This is a genomic window from Halonatronum saccharophilum DSM 13868, assembly GCF_000517025.1.
Classification (GTDB): Bacteria; Bacillota; Halanaerobiia; order Halobacteroidales; family Halobacteroidaceae; genus Halonatronum; species Halonatronum saccharophilum.
Window position 1 is genome coordinate 425,158 of the sequence record NZ_KI912095.1, and the last position, 24,004, is coordinate 449,161.

Consider the following 24,004-nt stretch of genomic DNA (forward strand, 5'->3'; position numbering starts at 1 on the left):
AGAGATATCATCAATATGTGCTGTTATCGTCTTTAAAGCCAACATTATCCTCGATAATTCTCCACCAGAAGCTATCTTAGCCAAAGGTTTTAGACCAGAGCCAGGATTAGGAGCAATTAAGAACTCAACCTTATCCATACCATCACCACTAAAGCCACTTCTCTCTTCAAAGTTAACTTTAAATTTAGTCTGGACCATAGATAAATCCTTTAATTCTTTCAAAATTTTCTCTTCTAATAAGTTGGCTACTTCTTGCCTCTTATTAGATAAACTCTTAGCTTTATTGTTATAATCTTCTTCAAGCCTCTTTATATCTTCCTCTAACCCCTTTTTTCTCACTTCCATTCCTTCAGCCTCTTCTAACTCAACTTTAATCCCATCACAATAAGTTAATATATCTTCGATTTCATCTCCATACTTTCTCTTTAGATCATTAATTACCCTTAACCGCTCCTCAATAATATCTAATCTTTGAGGATCAAATTCGATTTCATCTTGATAATCTCTTAACTGAAAAGAGACATCCTCTAAGCCATAAGTCAATTCTGTCAATTGATTGGAGACCTTCTCTAAACTCTTATCCACCGAGATTAAACTATCGATATCCTTAGAAATCTTCTTTAACTTATCTATAATAGCATCTTCTTCAAAAGATGTCTCATAGATTTGATGATAAGCATTAGTAACAGATCTGCTCAATTCTTCCGCATTGCTCAATCTCTTTTTTTCCTCAATTAACTCTTCATCTTCCCCAAGTTTTAATCCAGCCTCTTCAATCTCATTTATTTGAAAATTAAATAGATCAATTCTTCTCTCACGATCTTTTTCTTCTTCAACTAACTTATTTAATTCTCCTTGCTTTTCTTTAAACTCATTATAAATTTCATTAACTTCCCTCTTTAAAGATAGTACTTCTTCACCACCAAACTCATCTAATAACCTTAAATGATCATCAGAGTTTAATAATGATTGATGTTCATGTTGTCCATGGATATCAATCAAATACTTACTTATAGACTTCACCATCTCTAAAGTGACTATTCTACCATTAATTCTTGATTTATTATTTCCATTCTTACTTATCTCGCGGCTTAAAATTATTTTATCATCAGTTAATTCTAACCCTAAGTTTTGAGCTTCTTCTTTAACTTCACCTTTATTACCAATAAAAAATGAAGCTTCAATAAGAGCCTTTTCTTCACCGGATCTAATATAGTCTGTAGAAGCCCTGCCACCTAATAACATATCTAAGGCTTTAATAATTATTGACTTCCCTGCCCCAGTCTCACCACTTAAGATATTAAGACCTGGGGTCAGCTCCAGCTCTACCTCTTTAATTAATGCAAAGTTATGTATAGTTAACTCAGATATCACCTTTGCTACCTCCTTATCAAAGAGTTAAACTCTCCAACTTTTCTAATACTTTATCAACAGCATCCTTAGGCTTAACAATAATTAAGATAGTATCATCTCCTGCAATAGTTCCAATTACTTTATCCCATTCTGTACTATCTAACAATGCTGCAATACCTTGTGCTGTTCCTGGCAATGTATTAATAACTATCAAATTCTCACTATAATCGATATTAACTACTGAATCTTGAAACATCCTCTTCATCCGACTGGTAGCATTTATCTTTTCTCTCTGCTTTGGTGGTAAGGAATACTTATATCCTCCACCCTTCATAGGTATCTTAATTAATCCCAACTGCTTAATATCACGAGAAATAGTTGCTTGAGTAACATCAATTCCTTCTTCCTTTAAAGCATTTGTCAAATCTTCTTGAGTCTGAACCGCCTTATCTTTAACTAGATCCATAATCTTTAAATGCCGCTTACTCTTCATCTACTATCACCCTTCTTTCTTATCAAAGTTTACAGTCTTTAGTTTTTCAAATTATTAATTATCAATTTTAAACCTTCAATTGCTTTATTCTCAAACCCTATTATTATGAAGTCTATTTCTAAGAATCTTATAAAAATTATAACCTTCTAACTTTATCATCTTAGCTACTAGATCCGACTTTCCAATTTTGATTATATCCTTTGATAGAAGTGAGAAACTATCCTGTCCATCAACTGTTAGCATAACTTCATTATGATCAGCATCAACACTTACCTTTATCTCTTCATCGACTGTAGTTACAATAGAACGAGAATATAATGTATGTGGACAAATAGGTGTTATAATTAGAGATTTCATCTTGGGATTAACTATAGGACCTCCAGCAGATAATGAATATGCTGTGGATCCTGTAGGACAAGCTATAATCAAACCATCACCTGGATATGTTGTTACATATTGATTATCTATATATGTCTCTAGATTAATAATTCTAGAAAAAGGTCCTTTGGTAATTACCAAATCATTGATAGCTATAGCCTTATTTATAACCTTCCCTTGCCTTATTACCACCCCTTCTAAAATCATCCTATCTTCAATTATATACTCTTTGGCCAAAAGCTTATCTAAACCTTCCTCTAACTTATCTATCTCTATATCAGTTAAAAAACCAAGTTGACCTAAATTAATTCCTAATATAGGAACCTTATTCTTAACAAAAGTTCTAGCAGCTTTTAAGAAAGTTCCATCACCACCAAAGACAATTACTAAATCAACATGATTAATTAATTCTTCATAGGCTAAACTTTCAACCTCCCTATCAAGAAGATAAGCACTAGCCTTATCAAGTATATACTCTTCGCCTTTATCATCCAACAATTCACAGACCTTCTTTACAGCCCAGATAGCCTGTGATTTATTAATGTTAGCAATTAGACCTATTCTATTCACAGTCTCACTCCTAATCAAGTTTACTATAGCTGTCAGATAACAGCTAGTAATCAGTAATGGGTAATGAGTGATTAGTAAAACCTTAGAACTTGCGAGCTTTTAACCTTCGGGTTCAAGAGTCTACTCCTTGGTGATAAGCCCATTCAAAAATTCTCCTTAGAATCTCAAAAAAGAATCTTTAGTTCTTATTTCACTCATTAATTATTACTCGTCACTAGTGGCACGATAATACCACTTAATCACTACAACGCTTTATGGGCATATTTTATCACACCATCTATCTTAGCACCTAAGTCATCAACCTCTTCACTACCCTCACCTCTGCTAAAGTGGGCCAAATACTCTATGTTATGACCTTTCCCACCGGTGATAGGAGAATAATCTAATCCAATAATATTTAGATCAATATCCTTGGCAAAATCAACTACCTTATAGATAACCTCTTTGTGTACTTTATCATCTTTAACTACCCCATTACTTCCTACCTTATCTGGACCAGCTTCAAATTGAGGTTTTATCAAAGCTATAATTTCTCCATTTTCCTTTAAAAGCCCTTTTAAGGATCCTAATATCTTTGTTAAAGAAATAAAAGCTACATCTACAACTCCAAAATCTCCAGCTTCTCCAATATCATCTAAACTTAGATAACGGGCATTTGTCTTCTCCATAGAGACTACCCTATGGTCACTTCTTAACTTCCAGGCTAATTGATTATAACCAACATCTATAGCATAAACTTTCTTAGCTCCATTTTGTAATGAACAATCTGTGAAACCACCTGTTGAAGCACCTATATCAACTACTACTTTATTAGCTAAATCTAAATCAAAGACCTCTATAGCCTTTTCAAGCTTTAACCCCCCTCGGCTTACATAGGGATGTAATTGACCTTTAACCCTTATTGCCGATTCTGTATCTATCTTAGTTCCAGCCTTATCTACTAACTGATCATCTACATAAACAAGACCAGCCATAATTGAACGTTTTGCCTGGGAACGACTCTTAAAATAACCTCTCTTTGTTACTATAACATCTAAACGTTCCTTCTTTCCCATCTCAATCCTCCCTAAAAACTTCTCTAATCTGCTCTTTAATTCCTTGTTTATCTAATTGATATCTAGCAAGCAATTCTGTTGCTAAACCATGTTCAATAAACTTATCTGGTAGACCTATCCTCTTTAAATTCACTTTACAATTATTATCAAGCAATAATTCACCTACTGCACTACCAAAACCACCTTCTAAGATATGTTCCTCAACTGTAAAGATATTATCAAATTTATCTGCAAGATATAGTATTAGATCTTCGTCTAATGGTTTTACAAATCTACTATTAACTACACTTAGATCTATTCCTTCCTTTGATAAATTATCAGCAACTTCCAAAACAGGATAGACCATAGAACCAATAGCCAATATTGCACCATCTGTTCCCTCGCGCAATACCTCTGCTTTACCTACCTCTAAAACATCAGCCTTCTTCTCCTCTATCCCCACAACTTCTCCTCTAGGATAACGAAGAGCAATTGGCCCATTATGAAGGTTAGCTGTCTTAACCATAGACCTTAATTCATTCTCATCTTTGGGTGCCATTACCGTCATATTAGGTAGGTGTCTTAAAAAAGAGAAATCAAATACACCTTGGTGGGTCTCTCCATCTTTTCCTACAAGACCAGCACGATCAATTGCAAGTTTTACAGGAAGATTCTGCAAACAAATATCATGTAATACCTGATCATATCCCCTTTGTAAGAAGGTTGAATATAAAGTAACAAAAGGTTTTATACCATTTAAAGCTAAACCTGAGCCCAGGGTTAAAGCATGTTGTTCAGCAATTCCTACATCATAAAAGCGATCTGGAAACTCATTAGCAAACTTATTAAGTCCTGTTCCCGAAGGCATAGCTGCAGTAATAGCTGCTATTGATTTATCCTCACGGGCCAACTCTATTAAAGTATTACTAAAAACATCGGTATATGTAGGCAACTTTCTCCTTTTTTTCTTCTCTCCTGTTCTTATATTAAAAGGGCCAACACCATGAAACTTATCTGGACTCTCCTCAGCTGGCTTATAACCCTTACCTTTCTTGGTAACAGTATGAATTAGAACTGGACCACCAATATTTTTGGCATCCTTAATATGTTCCCTTAAAACCTTAATATTATGCCCATCAATTGGCCCTAAATAAGTGAAGCCAAACTCCTCAAATAATATCCCGGATACTAATAAATACTTCAAAGAGTTTTTCATCCTACCAGCAGTTTTGACCAACTGATCCCCAAAAGCAGGTATCTTATTTATTAAATGCTCTAAATCCTTTTTAGCCTTATTAAGCTTAGGGCTTGTACGTAATTTATCCAAATAATTAGATAAAGCTCCTACATTCTTAGAGATAGACATCTCATTATCATTTAAAATGACAATCAAATCCTTCTTTAAAGCACCAGCATGATTTAAAGCTTCAAAGGCCATACCTGCAGTTAGAGCTCCATCACCAATTACTGCTACTATCGTTTCATCCTCACCTTTAATATCTCTAGCACAAGCCATTCCTAAAGCAGCAGAGATAGATGTACTGCTATGACCTACATCCAAATGATCATGTTCATTTTCTGATCTTTTTGGAAAACCACTTATTCCATCCAATTGACGTAGAGTAGCAAATTCATCTCTTCTACCCGTCAAAATCTTATGAGCATAAGCTTGATGACCAACATCCCATATCAACTTATCTTTAGGGCTCTCTAAAATAGAGTGTAAAGCAATAGTTAGCTCTATAACACCTAAAGATGATGCCAAATGACCACCAGTCTTCGATAAAGATACTATTATGTAATTTCTAAGCTCCTGGGCCAACCTATACATCTCCTCTAAAGAGAGATTTACTAAATCTCTTGGAGAATCCACCTTAGACAATAGATCTTCTCTTATATCTTCCATAAATTAATACCACCCTTTTTAGAATTAAAAATTACGGATTAAAAGTTGAAAATTTAAAAACTTTTAATTCTTAACTCTTAATTTTTAATTATTACTTAATATTCCCTATCAATTATATACCCTGCTAATTTAACTAAAATATCTCCCTTATCTCCAAATAACTCAATTGCCTCTTTTGATCTATCAAAGGTCTCTCGTGCCATCTTCTTTGATTCTTCTAAACCATAAATAGCTGGAAAAGTTGCCTTATCTAATCCCAAGTCACTTCCTACATTCTTTCCTAACTTTTTTGCATCACCTTCTATATCTAATATATCATCAACAATCTGAAAACCTAAACCGATCTGCTCTGCATACTCAGTTAAAGCTTCTAATTCTTCTTTGTTGGCCCCAGCTAAGATAGCACCTACCCTTACTGAAGCCTTTAACAAAGCACCTGTCTTGTGAGTATGTATATACTCTAAATCTTCACCACTAATCTCCCTACCTTCAGCTAAGATATCGGCTACTTGTCCACCTATCATCCCTCTATTACCAGAAGCCTCAGCAAGCTCTCTTATAGCTTCTAAAACCCTTGGAGCTGAGATTCCCTCTACCTTAGCCATCATCTCAAAGGCATAGGTCAATAAAGCATCACCAGCTAATACAGCCATTCCCTCACCAAAGACTTTATGGTTAGTAGGCTTTCCTCTCCTTAGATCATCATCATCCATACAAGGTAGGTCATCATGAATTAAAGAATATGTATGTACCAACTCAACTGCACAAGCAGCAACTAAGATCTTTTCTTTATCTCCTCCTATCAACTTAGCTGCCTCTAAAGTTAATATAGGTCTTATTCTCTTTCCACCTGCCAATGAACTATAACGCATAGATTTATGTAATTTCTCCGGAAATAAACTCTCCTGTGGTAGGTATCTACCTAATGCTTCATTTATTATGCCAGCTTCTTCTTTGATATAATCTTTTATTTCCATTATTCCTCTCCTTCATTACTATAATTAAACTCTTCTATTACACTCTTGCCCGCCTCTTCTTTAATAATTTCAATCTTTCCTTCTGCTTTCTCCAAAGAATCTGAACAAAATTTAGTCAACCCGACCCCTTTTTCAAAAAAATCTAAAGATTGATCTAAAGTCAAATCACCTCTCTCCAAACTTTCAACAACCTCCTCTAACCCCTTTAAAGCCTCCTCAAAAGATAGTTCTTTATCCATAGAAACTTCCCCCTTAGCAATATTATGTAACCTTCTAATAGTTAACATTATGTAGTAATAAAGCTGTAGCTTTATTACTAGTGATGAGTAATCAGTAAAGGGTAATGAGCAAAACCTTAAAAAACTAGAAACCCTTTTATTAACTGAACCTTAATAAGAGATCTTAGGTTTTTGAACTTACTCATAACTCATTACTCATTACTAGTTAAAAAATACGTTATATACATATTTCTAGATTAAACTCTTATTACCTGCCTAGCGTTATAGGTGATATTTAATAGTTAAAAACCTTTAAATTAATTGAAGATTAAATTTATTATTCCCTATTATTTCTATTTTTAACAACTTAATTCGATTATATGCCTCTCTTTATAATAACAAAAAGGTTGCCCTTAGGCAACCTTCAGATAAATTTATATACCGCTATCAGCTATCAGCTATCAGCCACCAGCTAATCCAAGACCTCTAAATCATAAAATCAATCCCTTGGAACACCTATCAAGAATAAGATTAGATTTTTTACTATTTTTCTATAGAGGTTTTGTATGCAATACTTTTTCTGATAGCTTCTCGATAATTTTTATTAAACTCTTTGCTAAAGGCTAATAGCTAATCCCTACTTTTTCTCAAATTCAGATTCTAATCCTTGTTCAAAGTTATCTTCATAATCATTTAAAACCTTAACAACCAATGAAGTCATACCTAATAGGGCAATTAAGTTTGGAATAACCATTAAACCATTAAATGTATCAGCTAACTCCCAAACTACCTCTACCTTCATAGTAGTTCCAACAACTATAAAAATTAAAACTAATATTTGATAAACCTTAATTCCTTTCTTACCAAATAAGTATTTAATATTAGCTTCACCAAAGAAATACCAACTGATAATAGTCGATAAAGCAAAGAAGAACATACAGATAGCGATAAAAGTACTACCAAATTGACCAAAACCACTAATAAATCCAGCCTGAGTTAACGCTATACCAGTTAAACCACTTTGGAAAGCCCCTGTCATAATTATAACTAAAGCAGTTAATGTACATACAATACCTGTATCAAAAATTACACCCATAATAGCCACCAAACCCTGCTGTGATGGATGCTTAACCTTAGCCACTGCATGAGCATGAGGTGTAGAACCCATACCTGCTTCATTAGAGAATAGACCCCTTGCAGTACCATAACGGAAAGCTTCCTTCACTCCAACACCTAAGACACCACCTGCTACAGATTGAGGGTTGAAAGCACCTTGAATTATCATCTGTAATGCCGGAATAACCTCTTTAATATTTAAAAGAACAATCACAAAACTACCTATAATATATAAAATCGCCATAATAGGAACTACATTTACAGTAAACTTAGCTATCCTCTTGATTCCACCTATAACTATCATACCTACCAAAACTGCTATTACAATTCCAGTTATATAATTAGGAATTCCAAAAGCACTATCAACAGCCTGAGCTATTGAATTTGATTGAACCATATTCCCCATAAAACCTAAGGCAAGAACTATACTTACAGCGAAAAATCCAGCTAAAAAGTTATTTCCAAGACCCTTTTTGATATAATAAGCTGCACCACCAGTTACCTCTCCATCAACTCTTTCTGTATAAAGCTGGGCCAACACAGCCTCGGCAAAGATAGTGGCCATACCAAATATACCACTTATCCACATCCAAAATACTGCACCAGGACCACCAGCAGCTACAGCTGTTGCTACACCAGCTAAGTTACCAGTTCCAACCTGAGCTGCCACTGCCGTGGTAAGGGCCTGAAAAGAACTCATACCATCTTTATCTGCTTCTTCTTTATTACCTCTTTTAAAAGTTGCTTTAAAAACCTGCTTTAACTTTCTAAACTGCAAAAACCTCAACTTAAAAGTAAATAATACACCAGTTCCCAGTAAGAAAAATAACATTACTGGTCCCCATAAAATACTATTAATTGCTTCAATAAACTCCATCATCTAAACTTCCTCCTTGTTATGTTTTAGATATCAGCCATTCGCAATCAGCTTAAAGCTTTTAGAAACTTACAGACAACACAATTAAGACTATCCATAGTTTCTTTAATAAAATAAAAAAGTCTAAACCCTTAGGTTTAAACTCTGGAGAAAGACAGGAAGCCCCTAGTAAAAGTGGCTACTAGATTTATATATTAGCTACTTTATTAAAGTAAACTTTAATATAAATAGACTACAATTAAGAATAAAAGGTTAAGAATTGAACTCAAAATAATTTTGAATCCTTAATAATTCTTAATTTTTAACTCTTAATTTTTAATTATACCTGTCCTTCACCCTGTCCTTTTACCTGAGAGATTACCCTAATTAAAAATAATTAGGTTACTCCTTCGGCGCTCTTTACGAGTCTCTCCAGAGTTTCGTCCTATTACAGTAACAGACCTGAGAGTTTCACCTATGGTCGGACAACCATAGATTTGCCCCTTCGGCAGAGCCATGTTGACCCTATCTCCTGTAATAATCATCCGAAAGATATTTAATTATCCTCTTTATGATAACATATATAAGTTGTTTTTACAATAGTCGTTTTTATATTTATATTAGTCTGATTTATCGATAACAATTCTAAAAAATCTGCATATTATATAGCTTAACCCTAAAAAACATCTGTTTCTACTAAAAATTATAAAAGATAAAATTTACTTTTTCATTCAATTAAAGAAAGAATACCGTTATAAATGGAAAGCTTAGCTTGCTTAAAAGCAAGCTAACTTTCTATGATTTTTTCCACTCTACAAATAATTTCTCCATCTTTTAATAATAGATTAACCTCTTCTTTCTCTTTAATCCCATTAATAGAAGCTATGCTCTTCCCAGATCCATCTCTAGCAAGAGCATACCCCCTTGCCAAAGTATTTAGAGGTGATAAGGAGTTTAACTTACCTACTATCCCTTCTAGCCTCTCTTTTCGCCTCTCTAACCCTAATTTAAAATTCCTCTCTAGTGAAATTGATAATTCATCGACTTCTTGTATATAATCCCTTATCTTATCTCTAAGCAAAACAAAAGCTCTATTATCTTGAAGACGGGCCAACAGATCTTTATACCTAGTGATCCGATTATCAATTGATGTATAAAGATTATTTTCTAACCGATCAAGATACCTTTTCACCTCTTCACGATTAGATGCTACTAATTCAGCTGCTGCTGATGGAGTAGGAGCCCTAAGATCTGCCACAAAATCAACTATTGTAAGATCAGTCTCATGACCTACAGCTGAGATAACAGGAATCTTAGACTCAAAGATGGCCCTTGCTACCTTCTCCTTATTAAAAGCCCATAGATCCTCAATAGACCCTCCACCACGACCAATAATAATAACATCTACATCACTTTCATTTAAAATTTCTATTCCTTTAACCAGATTATCTCCAGCACCTTTACCTTGAACTTGACTAGGTGCAATCAACAAAGATAAATTGGAAAAACGCCTTTTTGCAACACTAATAATATCCCTTAAGGCTGCACCTGTAGCGGAAGTTACCACTCCTACCTTAGCTGGAATCTTAGGTATAGGTTTTTTAAACTCCTCTTTAAACAAACCCTCCTTCTCCAAACGCTCCTTTAACTGCTCATAAGCAAGGTGTAAACTCCCTATACCATCTGGTTCCATACTATGTATATAAATTTGATACTCTCCTCTTGCCGGATAGATACTTACCTTCCCTTGTGCAATTACTGACATTCCTTCTTCAGGTGTAAAGTCTAACCTTTGATTATACCCTCTAAACATAACTGCCTTTAATTGAGTTTTTTTATCTTTTAAAGTAAAGTACATATGCCCAGAAGAATGATGGTGAAAGTTTGAAATTTCACCTTTAAGAATAACTGGACTTAATTGTGGGTCATCTTCTAATAACTTCTTTAGATAATCTGTAAGCCCACTAACCGACCAGATATTTTCTTTCGAGCTTTTATTACCAAACATCCTATCCCCTTCTTTCCTCACAAGCTTCCAAGGTATTCATTAGCAAGGTAGCAATTGTCATCGGGCCAACACCACCAGGAACTGGAGTAATTGCCGCAGCTCTCTTCTTAGCTCCCTCAAACTCTACATCTCCAACCAATCCATCATCACTACGATTAATACCTACATCTATAACAATAGCACCCTCTTTAACCATATCACCGCTTATAAAATTAGGTCTTCCTACAGCTGCTACCAAAATATCCGCTCTTTTAGTATGGTATTTTAGATCCTTAGTTCTACTGTGACACACTGTAACTGTAGCATTATTATCTAAAAGCATATGGAACATAGGCTTACCAACAATATTACTCCTGCCAACTACTACAGCTTCCTTCCCTTCTAAATCAACATCATATCTACTTAACAATTCCATTATCCCTTTAGGTGTACAGGGTGCTAAATTAGTCCCTTTAACTACTAAATCACCTACATTAACAGGGTGAAAACCATCAACATCCTTAGCTGGATCGATAGCTTTTAATATCTCTTCTTCATCAATTTGATCTGGTAAAGGTAGTTGGACTAAAATTCCATCTACACTATCATTATTATTTAACCTTTTGACCTCTGATAATAATTCAGCTTGACTGGTATCCTTTGCCATTCTAATGAGACTAGAATTTATTCCAACCCTATTACAAGCTTTCTCCTTATAGGATACATAAACTTGAGAAGCTGGATTATCCCCAACTAAAATCACTGTCAAACCTGGAACTACATTCTTTTCCTTTAACTCATCAACCTTTTTACTAATCTCTACCTCTATCTTTTTAGCTACTCCTCTTCCATCCAAAATCTTATCTTCTCCTACTCTCATACTTTTAATCTCCCCTTTTCAATCCATATTAAACATATTATAGCATAAAATCACCTCAATTAAAATCAAAGCACCTTTTAAATTATAAGTTATTTTATTATATTTAAAAACCATCCTACCAAGTATTAATACTTGGTAGGATGGTTTTTAGTTTCTAAGTTGAATTTTATTAAAATTTAGCTAGTAATCTAATTTTATAATAATTCAGCAGCTATATTATAACTTGCATATTCTATATTAACCTTAATTATACAATGAAACTCCCTTTTAATTATCAAAATTTTTGAATAAAAATTTTACTACAGCACCAATTAAACTAGCTACTAAAAGGGCCAAAAATCCAAAAATGATAATGAATTTCCAATGTAAGCCAAGTTCTGGGCCAACAGCCCTTAAGGTAGCAAACTCACCAGTCTCTAAATTATAACTCCCTAGAATATCCTTCTGATCCATACCTTGAGGAACTAAGATATCTATTACATGGGGCATTATATCTGGGTTATTATTACCGCCAAACTTCCACCCTTGGGCTTCTTGGACTACCTCACGATAGTTATCATAAGCAAAACCATCTAAAGAACCTATTAAAACATAATACTTAGCTTTCTCCAGATCACCTAATTTGGCCCTAGGTATACTAACTTTGATCGTTTTCCCCTCTGCTAAAACCTCAACCTTATTCTCCGTTAATCTTTTATTGGCTTTCACATCATCTCGATAGTCAAAGACCTCTAAAGTCCAACCTGTTAGCTTAATTAGCTTATTCCAAGGGTGAGATTTTTCAAAACGGACGTTGGCCCCAGGTTTAAAAGTCTCTAAGCTTCCACCTTCATCATTGTCGATATAGACTTGGATTAATTGATGGCTAAAGCCATAAGGGGCGTGCCAAGGATTGGTTATCTCTACAAACTTAAAATAAAAGTTATAATTATCTCCATCCTCCTCAACCTTATAATGAACTAAATCAAATAGTCCTTCATAAGGAGCAAACTGTTCACTTTTAGGATAAGTATAACTACCTGGCCCATACTCATCTCCCACAGGATCTCTCATTTCAAAGATGATCCCCTCCTCTCCACTAGCCACCATAGAGATCGCTAGCATTAAGATAAGGATTAAAGATATATAGGTTAATCTTCTCATAGAAACAGCTCCTTTTAAAATTTCTCTTAACTATTTCTATGAGTGGAATAGGGAGAATATGAAAGAAATTGACTTAAAGCTTAATAGTAATAAAGCGTCACTTTCGTGCCACTAGTAATGAGTAATGAGTGAATAGTAATGAGTAAAGTCAAAATCTCAAAACCTCTTATAAGCCTTAGGTAACAAAGGAGTTTCTGTTTTTTTAAGGTTTTACCCATTACTCATTACTGATTACTCATCACCAGTACTAAAGCTACGATTTATTACTATATAATTTCACAATTTAATTAAAAAGAGGGGGGCTTTTAATTAAAAGCCCCCCTCTTTATTAATTCTTCTAAACTATCTAACTCTATTATCTAGCTAAATCTGCCCAATCTCCATCCCAACCAATTGGAACCCAGATTGACCAGCCTCTATCTTCTTCGCCACGAACTCTAAAGACTCCCATACCATTTTCATCAGTCGTTACTGTTCCTTCTACATTACCTGTATAGTCAATATAGGTAGTATTGGCCCTACCAGAAAATAGCTCTTTACTCGCCTCTCCTGGCATATCATAATTAGACAGCAATAAGACTAAACCAGTTCCTGGAACTTCATTCACACCTAAACGACTATAAGTATAAACTCCCTGATCATTAGCCTCAGGATGCTCCCAAGGTAATCCATAAGCAAAGTACTTTCTAGCTCTAAGCATCTTATCTAACTCTTCTTGCATTCCAAATTGATAGTAGTCCTTCCAAAAGACTATCGGCTCACCATAAGCTCTAGTTAGAATATAAGCATAAAGCTGATTATTGAATCGACGAATAGAATGTTCATTTGTGTTAGGATCAAAATCATTATGGTGAGTAAAGACGTTGGCCCTGCTTGTATCATGATTATCTAAATAAGGGGTCGCACGCCTTCTCATATTCACATCAGGATGATTTACTAAAGCATCACTCCAACTTTCATGTAACCTTTGCATATCAAAATCACTACCTTGGCCCAAATTTGTTCCCATCTCAGTCATACTTCCCCTTCTAAAGGAGTAGTCAATTGAACGAACACTATGAACCAAATCATCATAATTTTCTAATTCACCTTGCTCTTGAGCACCTCTTTGGTCAATATACTCTAGATAACCAACCAAATCATCTCTCCTAGAAAAACCGGTTTCTCCAACAAAGAAGATATCTCTCTCTGTTGATTGTTGTACATGATGAATCCAATCATGTACAAATTTACTATCTAAACGATAAATAACATCCATTCTAAATCCATCAAAACCAATATCATTAACGATCCATTCTCCCCACGCTTTAAGCTCATCAGATACAGGATTCTTCTTAGGATTTTGGTAATCCCAGTCTGGATAATTATAGAAATCAACATTCAATCCCATCAAATAATCTGACATATGAAAATAAGACGGTTGGAAAATATCTCCCCAAGTTCTATCATCTGTACCATGGAAATCTTCATCAGCACTGAACATATAATGACCATGTTCATGTATTGGATTGCCATCTTCATCATAGTCAATTATAATTGTATCACCTGCAGTAAAGGCACGCTCATCCCAGATAAAGTCATGCCATAAATCCCCCCACGCACCTTCAGTATAATTAGCTTTTCTACCTTTTTGCACACCTAAATCAACATAAGTTTCAACAGTTTCACCAGCTCTATCAGGGCTATCTTTATCTAATTCTATCTCTTTAATAGCGCCACTAAAGCGCTGATTAAAGACTACATCATAATAAGATTTTACTCCAGCATCCCTTAAGGCTTCTATAGCATTCTCCAATTCAGATCTAGTACCATATTTGGTTCTAATGCTACCTTCTTGGTCAAACTCTCCTAAATCCCATTTGTCATAAACTCCATAACCTACATCATCTGCTGCAGTAGTTCCTCCTAACCCACTCCAACCCTTATGAGCTGGAGGGAACCATAAAGCAGTAAAACCTGCCTCTGCAAAGTCATCAGCTCGCTCAGCAAATAATTGCCAAAGGTTTCCTTCCTCTGGATAATCAGTTTTAAAATTAACACTAATATGCTCATCACCAAAGAAGTCACTTCTTGTATCAGGATCATCAGGTGACAAATCTCTATTCATTCCCCAATAAAAGGCTTGCATAATCGTTTCATTGATTCCACCTATAGAGTTGTGCAAATCACCCCAATCCATTTCTTCTATTACAGAAAGATTTATCTTCTCTGCTGGATCAGCACCTAAATCAAAGCCACCTCCACCAGTAAAGTAAGGAGAGCTTAATGCACTTGAATAACCATCATTAGTCCAAGCTCTGATCCAATAGTAATATTCTTTTTCTTCATCCAAACCTACAAACTGATTTTCACTAACTGTATCTACTAATTCTACATCATCTGAAGCTGCTGTTTCACTCTTATATACTCTATAAGCAGTTGCATTCTCAACTTCATCCCAAATTAAATTACCATCTTTATCTACTGATAAACCTCTTGGAGCATTTGGAGAGATATGAGTAGTAATGTTAATACCTACACCTGGTTCCCCCCCTTCTTCTTCTGTATCAATATTTATACTAATTTCTTTTTCTTCTGTTGGCAATAATAAAATGAAGTCTTTGTAATTACTATGATCTCCTTCTAATTCTACAATTAAATCCCAGCGTGAAGGAGTCAATTCTACTCCACCTTCACCATCTTCAAACCTAACTCCTTCTTCATAATCTTTAGATAAACTCCCTTTGACCGGATGTTCTAATCTAATCTGAGCTATCTCTTCATCTGCAATAACCTCTACTACCGTTAAGCTTTTAGCTGGTAATGCTTTAACCTCTACTTCTACACTAGTCATACTATCTGCTGCAATTTCTTGAGTAGTTTCTTCCCCTCTATATAATATTTCAACTTCATCTTGACCTCTAAGACTTCCCTTTAAATTTACTCTTACTTCATAACTTTCACCTACTTCTACCCCGCTAAATCCAATTTGATTCTCTTCTAATGGGTTTTGTAAGTTCTTACTTTCAATACTCTGGTCATCTTTGTATAATCCAATCTCTGCTTTTGTAATAGTTATATTGTCTGCAAGAGATGATGCACTAACATCTGCTAACAATTTACTTGGTATATCTAATTCTACTTTCAAGCCATAAGCTGAATCATCAGCTACATAAGATTGATTGCTACTACATCCTACCATTATGAAGGTTGCAACCAACAAAATTGCTAAAAAAGTTCTCTTCTTCCTGAACATTTTATCACTCCTTTTTCCGTATTTATAGACATCAATCTAATATCATATTTTAGACTGCTTACTTTTCATAAGTATAGTAATGAGTGAAAAGCAATTAACTTAACACTCCCACTCATTACTAAGGTATAAAACTAATAAGTTAAAACTTTCATTTGCCTAATATTAAAGTAATAATACATTACTGCCAAACATCCCACTCTGTTGGCACCCAAACTGACCAACCATTATATTCACTTCCTTGGACCTTAAACTCACCATAACCATCACCATTAGTAGTTACTGATCCATCAACGTTTCCTGTTATATCTTCATAAGTGACATTTGGACGGCCAGAGTAAAGTGTCCTTTCTTGCATATCTCCTTGGGCATTAGAATTAGAAATCAACATAACTAAACCTGTCCCCTCTATATAATCTAAACCAAGCCTTGTATAAGTGTAAACACCACTATCATTAGCATCAGGGTGTTCCCATGATTCACCATAAGCATAGTCTCTTCTAGCTTCTAAAAGCTTATCAAGTCCATCTTGCATTCCATATTGATAATAGTCTTTCCAAAATACTGTTGGAACACCATATTCTCTAGTTAAGATATAGGTATATGCTTGATATTTATAATTAGTAACACGAGCTATATCATAATTATCTCGCTCTGTATCATGGTTACTCACAAAGGTAACAGCCCTATCTTTATAACCTTCTTGATTTACTAACCCTGCTGAAGCTAAGTCAGCCATATTCATTGCACCTAAACCTTGGAAATCAAAGAATAATTGGAAGTCAAATAAGGTTAAACCTCTACTCCTATCTTCATCCATACCATCTAGGGTAGCTCTTAAACCATCTAGTCCGGTGAAGTCTTCTCCTACCAAGAATAAATCTCGATGATCTATCTCTTGCACATGCTCCATCCAGGATTGCATAAATGGTGTATGAATATGCTTAATTGCATCAATTCTAAATCCATCAAAGCCAATATCCTCAACCAACCAAGTAGCAAGGTCTTTGTACTCTTGCCAAGTATTTTGATTATTTGCATAATCGATATTGCTTCCTAATAAGAAGTCTTGACCCATCGTATCATTGTATTCTTTCCCAAATAACAATACAGGGTCTATTCCTCCTCTAACATCACAATAGTCAATTACATTAAACTTTTGCCAATTCCATTCAAAATCTGCATTATAATATTTGTTTCGCCCTTCTAAATCACTAAAATCAGTCAAGGCCACAGCTTCATAATACGCTAAGCCACCTACACCTCTCCAGTTCCATCCATCACTATCAAAACCAACTCTTAAATTACTAACATTAGAATCCCAAACCCTAATATTCACTCTAAACTTACCTTCAGATACCTCTCCTAACTCATCAGCGTCTTCTGGTTTTTCAGTCTGCATATTAATTATTTTAAATTTACTATTATCTCCTTCATTATATACCCACCTTGCATCTCCATCTTCAGCGTTTAAATCTATCCAAACTTCATTCTCTTCTACTGCAATAAATTGCTCATTAGCAGCAGATTCCATTTCTAATCCTGGCCATTCAGTAGTTTGCTCTTCTACTCCTTCTTCCCAAGTATGAACATTTATAGTTCCCCAATCGTTAGGGTTAGTATAATAAACGGTGATTTTATCCTCATTAACTTCAGAATACCAATCATCATTTTCATCTTCACCTATAATTAAATTCTCTGTTTGCTCAGCACCATCATTACTAAATATCACTCTATTATAGTTAGCTGGAATTTCTACAAAATACCATCCAACATTCTCTATTTCACCAAAGAACTCATTGTTATCTCCATTTTCTCGCAGTGAAATAATAAACTCTGTTCCTTCATCCAACTCAGTCGAATACCAAGCTCCACCTTCTAATGGTGTTGCTCCTAAATCCGCCTGAACTGGTGCTACCTCTGGACGTCCACCGAGCCTTTGGTTCATTACAATATCGTAATAAGCCTCAATACTATGTTCATTTAAAGCTACAATGGCCGCAACCAATTCATCTTTAGTTCCATACTTAGTTCGACCGCTTTCATCAAGAGAATTTTGACTAAATTCTCCTAAGTCCCATGGATCATAGGAAGCATAACCAACTCGATAGAAATCCTCACCTTCATCAATAGCTGCTTTCCCAGGTGGAGCCAACCAAAATCCTGTAAATCCTAACTCACTATATCGTTCTGCACTTTCTTCGATATAGTTCCACAAATCCACTTCATGAGGATAATTTGTGGCATAAGGCTGAGCAGGATCATAAAATGTATAATTATCTTCATCTCCTCCTAAATGTTTTGCTTCATCAATTGCCATATTCCAATAAAATGCTTGCATCATCGTCTGATTCCTGTCTATATCATCTAAAGTTTTAGGTCTTATAGCAATTAATTTCTCTTCATTTGGTAATAATAAAACTTCTCTTATTATCTGCTCATTATCTTCCTCCAAAGTTATAATTAAATCCCAACGAGCAGGGATTAACTCTAAATCACCTACTCCATTTTCAAAGACAATATCCTCTTCATAATTCTTTTTTGCTGAATTTCCTGTACCTAAATTCTTTAATTCAACAGTTTTAACTGTTTTATCTTCAATAGTAATCTCTTCTACCGTCAAACTTTTTGCTAATATCGGTTTTAACTCTACTTCTACATTAATTATACTATCTGATTCAACTTCTGAACTAGTAGCCTCACCTTGATATAAGATTACGACTTCAGATTCATCTCTAATATTACCTTTCAAATATGCTTTTACCGCATATATTTCACCTACTTCTACCTCTGAAAATACTATATCATTATTTTTTAAAGGATCATCTAACGTCTTACTCTCAACTAGATTATCCCCTTTATATAACTCTACTTCTGCTTCTGTAATAGTCATATGATCTTCAATACTCGCTAAACTAACATCAGCTAAAAGCTGACTTGGAATATCTAACGCTACTTTCAACCCGTGAGCTGATCTATCAACTATCTCAGAATTATCGCTACTACAACCTATTAGCACCATTAATCCAACCAATAGGATTGCTAAGATAACCTTATTTTTTCTAAAACTTCTTTTAAACATTTTAGCACTCCCTTCCGAATATTGATTAATAGCTAGTGATAAGTAACTGTTTAGACTTGAAATAACATTACTTAACTTTATGATTATTATTTACCTTTTACTCATCACTGCTTTTAAATATTTTAATATTCTCTCAATTTATTTAGCTTCTACACCACCAACTAATCCACTAGAATAACCATCTTGATTATAAGCAATTATCCAGTAATAGTCTCCTGCTTCTCCTGATTGATCTGTAAAGTTTTCCTCATTTATAAACCCTGAAACTCTCTCAGCATTATCTACATCATAATCGGAACTACGATAGACATAATATCCTACTATATCATCGCTGCTATGCTCCCAAGTTACTGTTACATAATTACTATTCTCATCAACACTTACAGATAATTCAGTAACTTCTTCAACAAAAGGGATCGTAATTCCTACAGTTAAATCGCCTTCTTCTGGAGCTGCCTCATACTGAGCAGTAACTATTATATCCTCAGTCACATCTGTAAAGTCAACATCCCAACCTGTGAACTTATACCCTTCTCTTTCTGGAGATTCTGGTGCTGTTCCATTACTTCCATACTCGACCTCTTCTGTCTTTAAATCTGTTCCATCATAATCTTCAAATCTTACTGTGTAAATATTTATTTCATACTGAGCTCTTACTGTTAAATCTTCTGTTACATTTGTGAACTCTACATCCCAACCTGTGAACTCATATCCTTCTCTTTCTGGAGATTCTGGTGCTGATGCATCACTTCCTTTTTCTACTATACGTTCTGCTATTTCATCTCCATTATAATCTTTAAAAGTTACTTTATATGTTGTTGCATCTTCATCAACATATAAAGCTGTTACTATTATATCATCAGTAACATTTGTGAAGTCTACATCCCATCCTGTGAACTCATATCCTTCTCTTTCTGGAGATTCCGGTGCTGTTGCATTACTTCCGTGATCTACTTCTTCTGTCTTTAATTCTGTTCCATCATAATCTTCAAATCTTACTGTGTAAATATTTATTTCATACTGAGCTCTTACTGTTAAATCTTCTGTTACATTTGTAAAGTCTACATCCCAACCTGTGAACTCATACCCTTCTCTTGTTGGCTCTGCTGGTGCTGTTGCATTACTTCCATACTCTACTTCTTCTGCCTTTAATACATTATCATCATAATCCTTAAATATTACTGTGTATCTACTATCATCTGCATCTTCAACTACAAATACCGCAATAAAGGTCTTCTCCTCATCCATAGTTATAGTTATCTTTTCTTCCATACCTTCAACAATATCTCCGTCAACATTGGATTTCCAGCCTTCAAATTGATAGTCTTCATCTGCTACAGCCTCTAACTCAACTTCTCTTCCAAGACTATATTCACTTTCAAAAGATATTCCTTCATCTTGACCATCAATATTAATTCTTCCTCCACCATCTTCTCCAACTAAAACCCTTAAAGCAAGTGCTTCTTCTCTAACATCTTCTATACTAGTGCCATCAGAACACCCTATCAATCCAATTGCTATTGTTAAAACAATAAGTACCGTTATAAAACTTTTAAATTTATTCAAGTTCATCCCCTCCTATTTAATATTAAAAAGAATACTCACTTTGAATAGCAAATTCAAGCCCACTGAAATCAACATCTGCTATTGGTCTAGCAAAACGATATCCCATCTTTAAGCCGAAACCAATATCTTCATTCCACTGCTTTTCAACATCGATTAAATAACCAAGGTCAGCTAAATTAATTCTACCTTCTATCCCTGTCTTAAATCCAAGTCTTGTATTACTAGTTTCAATTTCAATATTATTATTAGAATCTAATCTACCTCTATACAGACCTAATCCAAAATTTAAAAATAGTTGATCTGGTAATTGATCTATACTATTAGAAAGTCTATAACTAGATGTAGCTAGAAAACCAGTATTAGATGCATCTGTATTTCCTGCCTCAAGACTCATCCTCTCAATCTCTAACCCTAAAGCCAAATTATCTAAAGCCCAATCTAAGTTATCATAAAAGAATTGAGGTGCTGAATCTTTAGTTAGCAAATATCTACTTCCTAAATAGAAACCTCCCCCAGAACTTAAATCATCACTCTCTGCCTCTAAATCTGCTAAGTCATCAGAAATACTATAAGTATTGTAGTTAAGTCCTCCATAAAAACTAACATCATCTATTGAATAACTTGCCTCACCAACACTAGAGCTTATTAATAAAGTAAATAATAATGAAACAATTAATAAATAACTTTTATTTTTCAACATATTATTCCTCCTGAATTATTTTCTATTTTTAGTACATTAACAGTCTATTGTTTTTTGGTAGTTTCTAAAAGTAATTACTTTAGAAACTACCAATAGCACAAAGTGTTACTTACCATTCATTCCAATGAACTGGAACCCAAACTGACCAGCTATCTGGATTTACTTTAAAATCACCATAACCATTATTATCAGTTTCAACTATTCCATCCACATTGCCAGTATAATCAATATAGATAGTATTAGGCCTTCCAGAATATACACCATCCATAATTGCTTGACTTCCATCTTCATAATCGGAGATAAGCATTACTAGTCCAGTTCCTTCTACTTCATCTAGCCCTGCCCTAGTATAAACATAAACGCCTTCAGTATTGCCACCATACTCATATGCTTCACCATAAGCAAAGTTCCTACGAGCACTGATTAACTTATCTAAAGTGTCTTTCATTCCATACTGATAGTAGTCCTTCCAAAAAATAGTTGGAATTGAATGTTTTCTAGTTAAGATATAAGTATAGGCTTGATTGGCACGGTTATTGATTGGAGTTTGATTATAATCATTTGGCTCATCACGATTAGTATCATGATTATCTAAGAAAGTAACGGATCTATGACCATATCCAACTCCACTTAATCCAGCATTATTTAAATTTCTTAAATCAAGATCACCATCTCTTAACTGACCAAAGGTATCTCTTAGACCAAAATCAAAAGCTCTAAAGTAATCAAGTTGACCAGATCCAGCCTCATCAACATCTTGAAGGTAGCCTGCAACATCAGGAATCCAAGCTTCGGCAACGAAGAATACATCCTTATCAGTATTATCTTGAACATGCTTTACCCATTCACTGATAAAGCGATTATCGATATGGGCAGTAGCATCCATTCTAAATCCATCAAAACCTATATCATTGATTATCCATTCTCCCCAAGCCTTCATCTCATCAATTACCTTTTCATTCTTCCAATCACCACTATAATAATCGACGTTGGCCCCCATCAAATAATCATCTTGATGGGTAACATTACCCCATTGTTTATGCTCAAACAAAAATACTCCTTCTGCTTCTCCTCTAGCATCCCAATCTACAGCAGTAAAGACTCCATATTCATTTTGATTCCACTTAAAGTCATGCCATAGATTATCCCATTTATCTTGTGTATAATACGTATTTCTCCCCTCAAAATCAAATCCTGTCCAAGCTTCTATCTCTCCATGTCCTTGAGTATTAACATTTTCTATATAATCTGCACCCATCCTATGATTAAAGACTATATCAAAGTAAGCTTCCATCCCAGCATCATGAATAGCTGATAGAGCACCTTCCAGCTCATCTTTAGTACCATACTTGGTTCTTACTGTATCCTTTTGATCAAATTCACCTAAGTCCCAAAGGTCATAGACACCATAACCCACATCAGCTGGTACCTCTCGACCATCTCCGATATTATTAGCAAAAGCCTTGCTAGCTGGAGGTAACCACAAAGAAGTGATACCTACATCAGAAAGCTCACCTGCTCTATCTGCAAGAAGGTTCCAAAGGTTTGCCTCTTCAGGATAGTCATCTGCATAATTTATTTCAGTACTTTCTTCTGTTACAACATTTTCATTCATCTCCCAATAGAAGGTCTGCATCAAAGTTTGATTGACCTCTACCTCTGAAATATCCGGATAAGATAAATCTAAATCTATAGCATCTTCTAAAATAAGATTATCTCCCTCAACCTCAGCAAAGAGATGGTATTCCCTACCTGGTAAGAATTCATACTCTTCCTGACTTGCTATGATATTATCTTCGACTTTAATCTTAAGATCCCATCTTTCAGCTTGCAGTTCAGGAATTTCAACTCTCCACTCTTCACCATCATCTTCCGCAAAAGTTTCTTCTATGCTATCCTTTAAAAACTTATCTAAAATTAATCTTGTTGTTTGTTCTGAGTCGCGATACTCTTCTATATCAGGAAAAACTACTGTTAGAGTAGCCGTATTAATCTTTAAACCAAGCTCTGCTTCTGTTGTTGCATTGGCTTCTATACTTATTTCTTTATTAGCTTTATAAATCACATATTCATTTTCATCATTACTTTCAATTCCTTTCGCTGAAACAGTATAGCTCCCTGCTGGAATTGTATTAAAAGCTAATTCAATTTCTTCATCAAGGTCAGTTATTACTTCACTATCACTATAACCTCCATTACTAATCTCAACTTCAATCTTGTCTACTTCAATCCCATCAAGTATATTTTGGGCTATAATCCCCCGATCTCTTAATGTATCTAGGTTGAGATTAACCTTAAGTTGGCCCGTTTCTTCGGTTGAAAGTTCTTCAACTGAGTTACTGCTACAGCCTAATAATAAAATTAAAGTTAATGCTGCAAGTAGAAAGAGTTTTAATCTTTTAGAATTGATTATCTTCTGCACAAAACCTCACCTCTCTTATTTTTTATGCTTTCACTTGTCTAGGTTTTAAAGGAATCTGGAATCTCTTACTTTTGACTTAGACCGACCCCAG

General features: G+C 34.7%; 16 protein-coding genes and 2 riboswitches. All 16 genes read right to left on the reverse strand.

Annotated features, from left to right (window positions below; translation table 11 throughout):
• The coding region (recN, locus tag HALSAC_RS0109345; protein ID WP_027340046.1) for a DNA repair protein RecN at window positions 1–1,374 on the reverse strand (1,374 nt) is incomplete at its 3' end.
• Window positions 1,375–1,390: 16 nt separating this feature from the next.
• Entirely contained in the window at window positions 1,391–1,846 is a 456-nt protein-coding gene (gene argR / locus HALSAC_RS0109350; RefSeq protein ID WP_027340047.1) for an arginine repressor, read from the reverse strand.
• Window positions 1,847–1,936: 90 nt separating this feature from the next.
• Complete coding sequence (locus HALSAC_RS0109355; protein WP_027340048.1) at window positions 1,937–2,794, reverse strand: NAD(+)/NADH kinase; 858 nt, start codon at window positions 2,792–2,794, stop codon at window positions 1,937–1,939.
• Window positions 2,795–3,036: 242 nt separating this feature from the next.
• A complete protein-coding gene (locus tag HALSAC_RS0109360; RefSeq protein WP_027340049.1) occupies window positions 3,037–3,849 on the reverse strand; it encodes a TlyA family RNA methyltransferase in 813 nt (270 codons plus the stop codon).
• A 1-nt stretch (window position 3,850) separates the two neighbouring features.
• Entirely contained in the window at window positions 3,851–5,734 is a 1,884-nt protein-coding gene (gene dxs, locus HALSAC_RS0109365) for a 1-deoxy-D-xylulose-5-phosphate synthase (RefSeq protein ID WP_027340050.1), read from the reverse strand.
• A gap of 95 nt (window positions 5,735–5,829) precedes the next feature.
• Window positions 5,830–6,711, reverse strand: coding sequence for a polyprenyl synthetase family protein (locus tag HALSAC_RS0109370; RefSeq protein WP_027340051.1), 882 nt, complete (start codon window positions 6,709–6,711; stop codon window positions 5,830–5,832).
• Entirely contained in the window at window positions 6,711–6,950 is a 240-nt protein-coding gene (locus HALSAC_RS0109375; protein WP_027340052.1) for an exodeoxyribonuclease VII small subunit, read from the reverse strand. The genes HALSAC_RS0109370 and HALSAC_RS0109375 overlap by 1 nt, the downstream gene beginning before the upstream one ends.
• A gap of 616 nt (window positions 6,951–7,566) precedes the next feature.
• The gene (locus tag HALSAC_RS0109380) at window positions 7,567–8,925 is read right to left on the reverse strand and encodes an alanine/glycine:cation symporter family protein (protein WP_245579450.1); all 1,359 of its coding nucleotides are present in this window, start codon (window positions 8,923–8,925) and stop codon (window positions 7,567–7,569) included.
• A 331-nt stretch (window positions 8,926–9,256) separates the two neighbouring features.
• Window positions 9,257–9,340, reverse strand: a riboswitch (glycine riboswitch).
• A 2-nt stretch (window positions 9,341–9,342) separates the two neighbouring features.
• A riboswitch (glycine riboswitch) is annotated at window positions 9,343–9,446 on the reverse strand.
• A gap of 242 nt (window positions 9,447–9,688) precedes the next feature.
• A complete protein-coding gene (gene xseA / locus HALSAC_RS0109390) occupies window positions 9,689–10,909 on the reverse strand; it encodes an exodeoxyribonuclease VII large subunit (protein WP_027340054.1) in 1,221 nt (406 codons plus the stop codon).
• 1 nt (window position 10,910) lies between these two features.
• Window positions 10,911–11,768 carry a bifunctional methylenetetrahydrofolate dehydrogenase/methenyltetrahydrofolate cyclohydrolase FolD gene (gene folD / locus HALSAC_RS0109395; RefSeq protein WP_027340055.1) on the reverse strand — a complete coding sequence of 286 codons (858 nt, stop codon included), beginning with the start codon at window positions 11,766–11,768 and terminating at the stop codon, window positions 10,911–10,913.
• A gap of 267 nt (window positions 11,769–12,035) precedes the next feature.
• On the reverse strand, window positions 12,036–12,911 hold the full coding sequence (locus HALSAC_RS0109400; RefSeq protein WP_027340056.1) for a glucodextranase DOMON-like domain-containing protein: 876 nt from the start codon (window positions 12,909–12,911) through the stop codon (window positions 12,036–12,038).
• Window positions 12,912–13,266: 355 nt separating this feature from the next.
• Window positions 13,267–16,146 carry an alpha-amylase family protein gene (locus HALSAC_RS16510; RefSeq protein ID WP_051412159.1) on the reverse strand — a complete coding sequence of 960 codons (2,880 nt, stop codon included), beginning with the start codon at window positions 16,144–16,146 and terminating at the stop codon, window positions 13,267–13,269.
• Between the two features lie 178 nt (window positions 16,147–16,324).
• Window positions 16,325–19,225: a starch-binding protein gene (locus HALSAC_RS16515; RefSeq protein WP_051412160.1), complete on the reverse strand. Its 2,901-nt coding sequence runs from the start codon at window positions 19,223–19,225 to the stop codon at window positions 16,325–16,327.
• A 138-nt stretch (window positions 19,226–19,363) separates the two neighbouring features.
• A complete protein-coding gene (locus tag HALSAC_RS16520; RefSeq protein WP_084804418.1) occupies window positions 19,364–20,797 on the reverse strand; it encodes an InlB B-repeat-containing protein in 1,434 nt (477 codons plus the stop codon).
• 16 nt (window positions 20,798–20,813) lie between these two features.
• Window positions 20,814–21,491 carry a hypothetical protein gene (locus tag HALSAC_RS0109420; RefSeq protein ID WP_027340058.1) on the reverse strand — a complete coding sequence of 226 codons (678 nt, stop codon included), beginning with the start codon at window positions 21,489–21,491 and terminating at the stop codon, window positions 20,814–20,816.
• A 109-nt stretch (window positions 21,492–21,600) separates the two neighbouring features.
• Window positions 21,601–23,913 (reverse strand): alpha-amylase domain-containing protein, encoded by a 2,313-nt coding sequence (locus HALSAC_RS0109425; protein ID WP_051412161.1) that lies wholly within the window; start codon window positions 23,911–23,913, stop codon window positions 21,601–21,603.
• Between the last annotated feature and the right edge of the window lie 91 nt (window positions 23,914–24,004).

Coding starts and splice junctions, on each gene's coding strand:
- argR (WP_027340047.1), bottom strand. CDS start 1,846: ATGAAGAGTAAGCGGCATTTAAAGATTATGGATCTAGTTAAAGATAAG.
- HALSAC_RS0109420 (WP_027340058.1), bottom strand. CDS start 21,491: ATGTTGAAAAATAAAAGTTATTTATTAATTGTTTCATTATTATTTACT.
- dxs (WP_027340050.1), bottom strand. CDS start 5,734: ATGGAAGATATAAGAGAAGATCTATTGTCTAAGGTGGATTCTCCAAGA.
- xseA (WP_027340054.1), bottom strand. CDS start 10,909: ATGTTTGGTAATAAAAGCTCGAAAGAAAATATCTGGTCGGTTAGTGGG.
- HALSAC_RS16515 (WP_051412160.1), bottom strand. CDS start 19,225: ATGTTTAAAAGAAGTTTTAGAAAAAATAAGGTTATCTTAGCAATCCTA.
- HALSAC_RS0109360 (WP_027340049.1), bottom strand. CDS start 3,849: ATGGGAAAGAAGGAACGTTTAGATGTTATAGTAACAAAGAGAGGTTAT.
- HALSAC_RS0109380 (WP_245579450.1), bottom strand. CDS start 8,925: ATGATGGAGTTTATTGAAGCAATTAATAGTATTTTATGGGGACCAGTA.
- HALSAC_RS0109375 (WP_027340052.1), bottom strand. CDS start 6,950: ATGGATAAAGAACTATCTTTTGAGGAGGCTTTAAAGGGGTTAGAGGAG.
- HALSAC_RS0109400 (WP_027340056.1), bottom strand. CDS start 12,911: ATGAGAAGATTAACCTATATATCTTTAATCCTTATCTTAATGCTAGCG.
- HALSAC_RS0109370 (WP_027340051.1), bottom strand. CDS start 6,711: ATGGAAATAAAAGATTATATCAAAGAAGAAGCTGGCATAATAAATGAA.
- folD (WP_027340055.1), bottom strand. CDS start 11,768: ATGAGAGTAGGAGAAGATAAGATTTTGGATGGAAGAGGAGTAGCTAAA.
- HALSAC_RS16510 (WP_051412159.1), bottom strand. CDS start 16,146: ATGTTCAGGAAGAAGAGAACTTTTTTAGCAATTTTGTTGGTTGCAACC.
- HALSAC_RS16520 (WP_084804418.1), bottom strand. CDS start 20,797: ATGAACTTGAATAAATTTAAAAGTTTTATAACGGTACTTATTGTTTTA.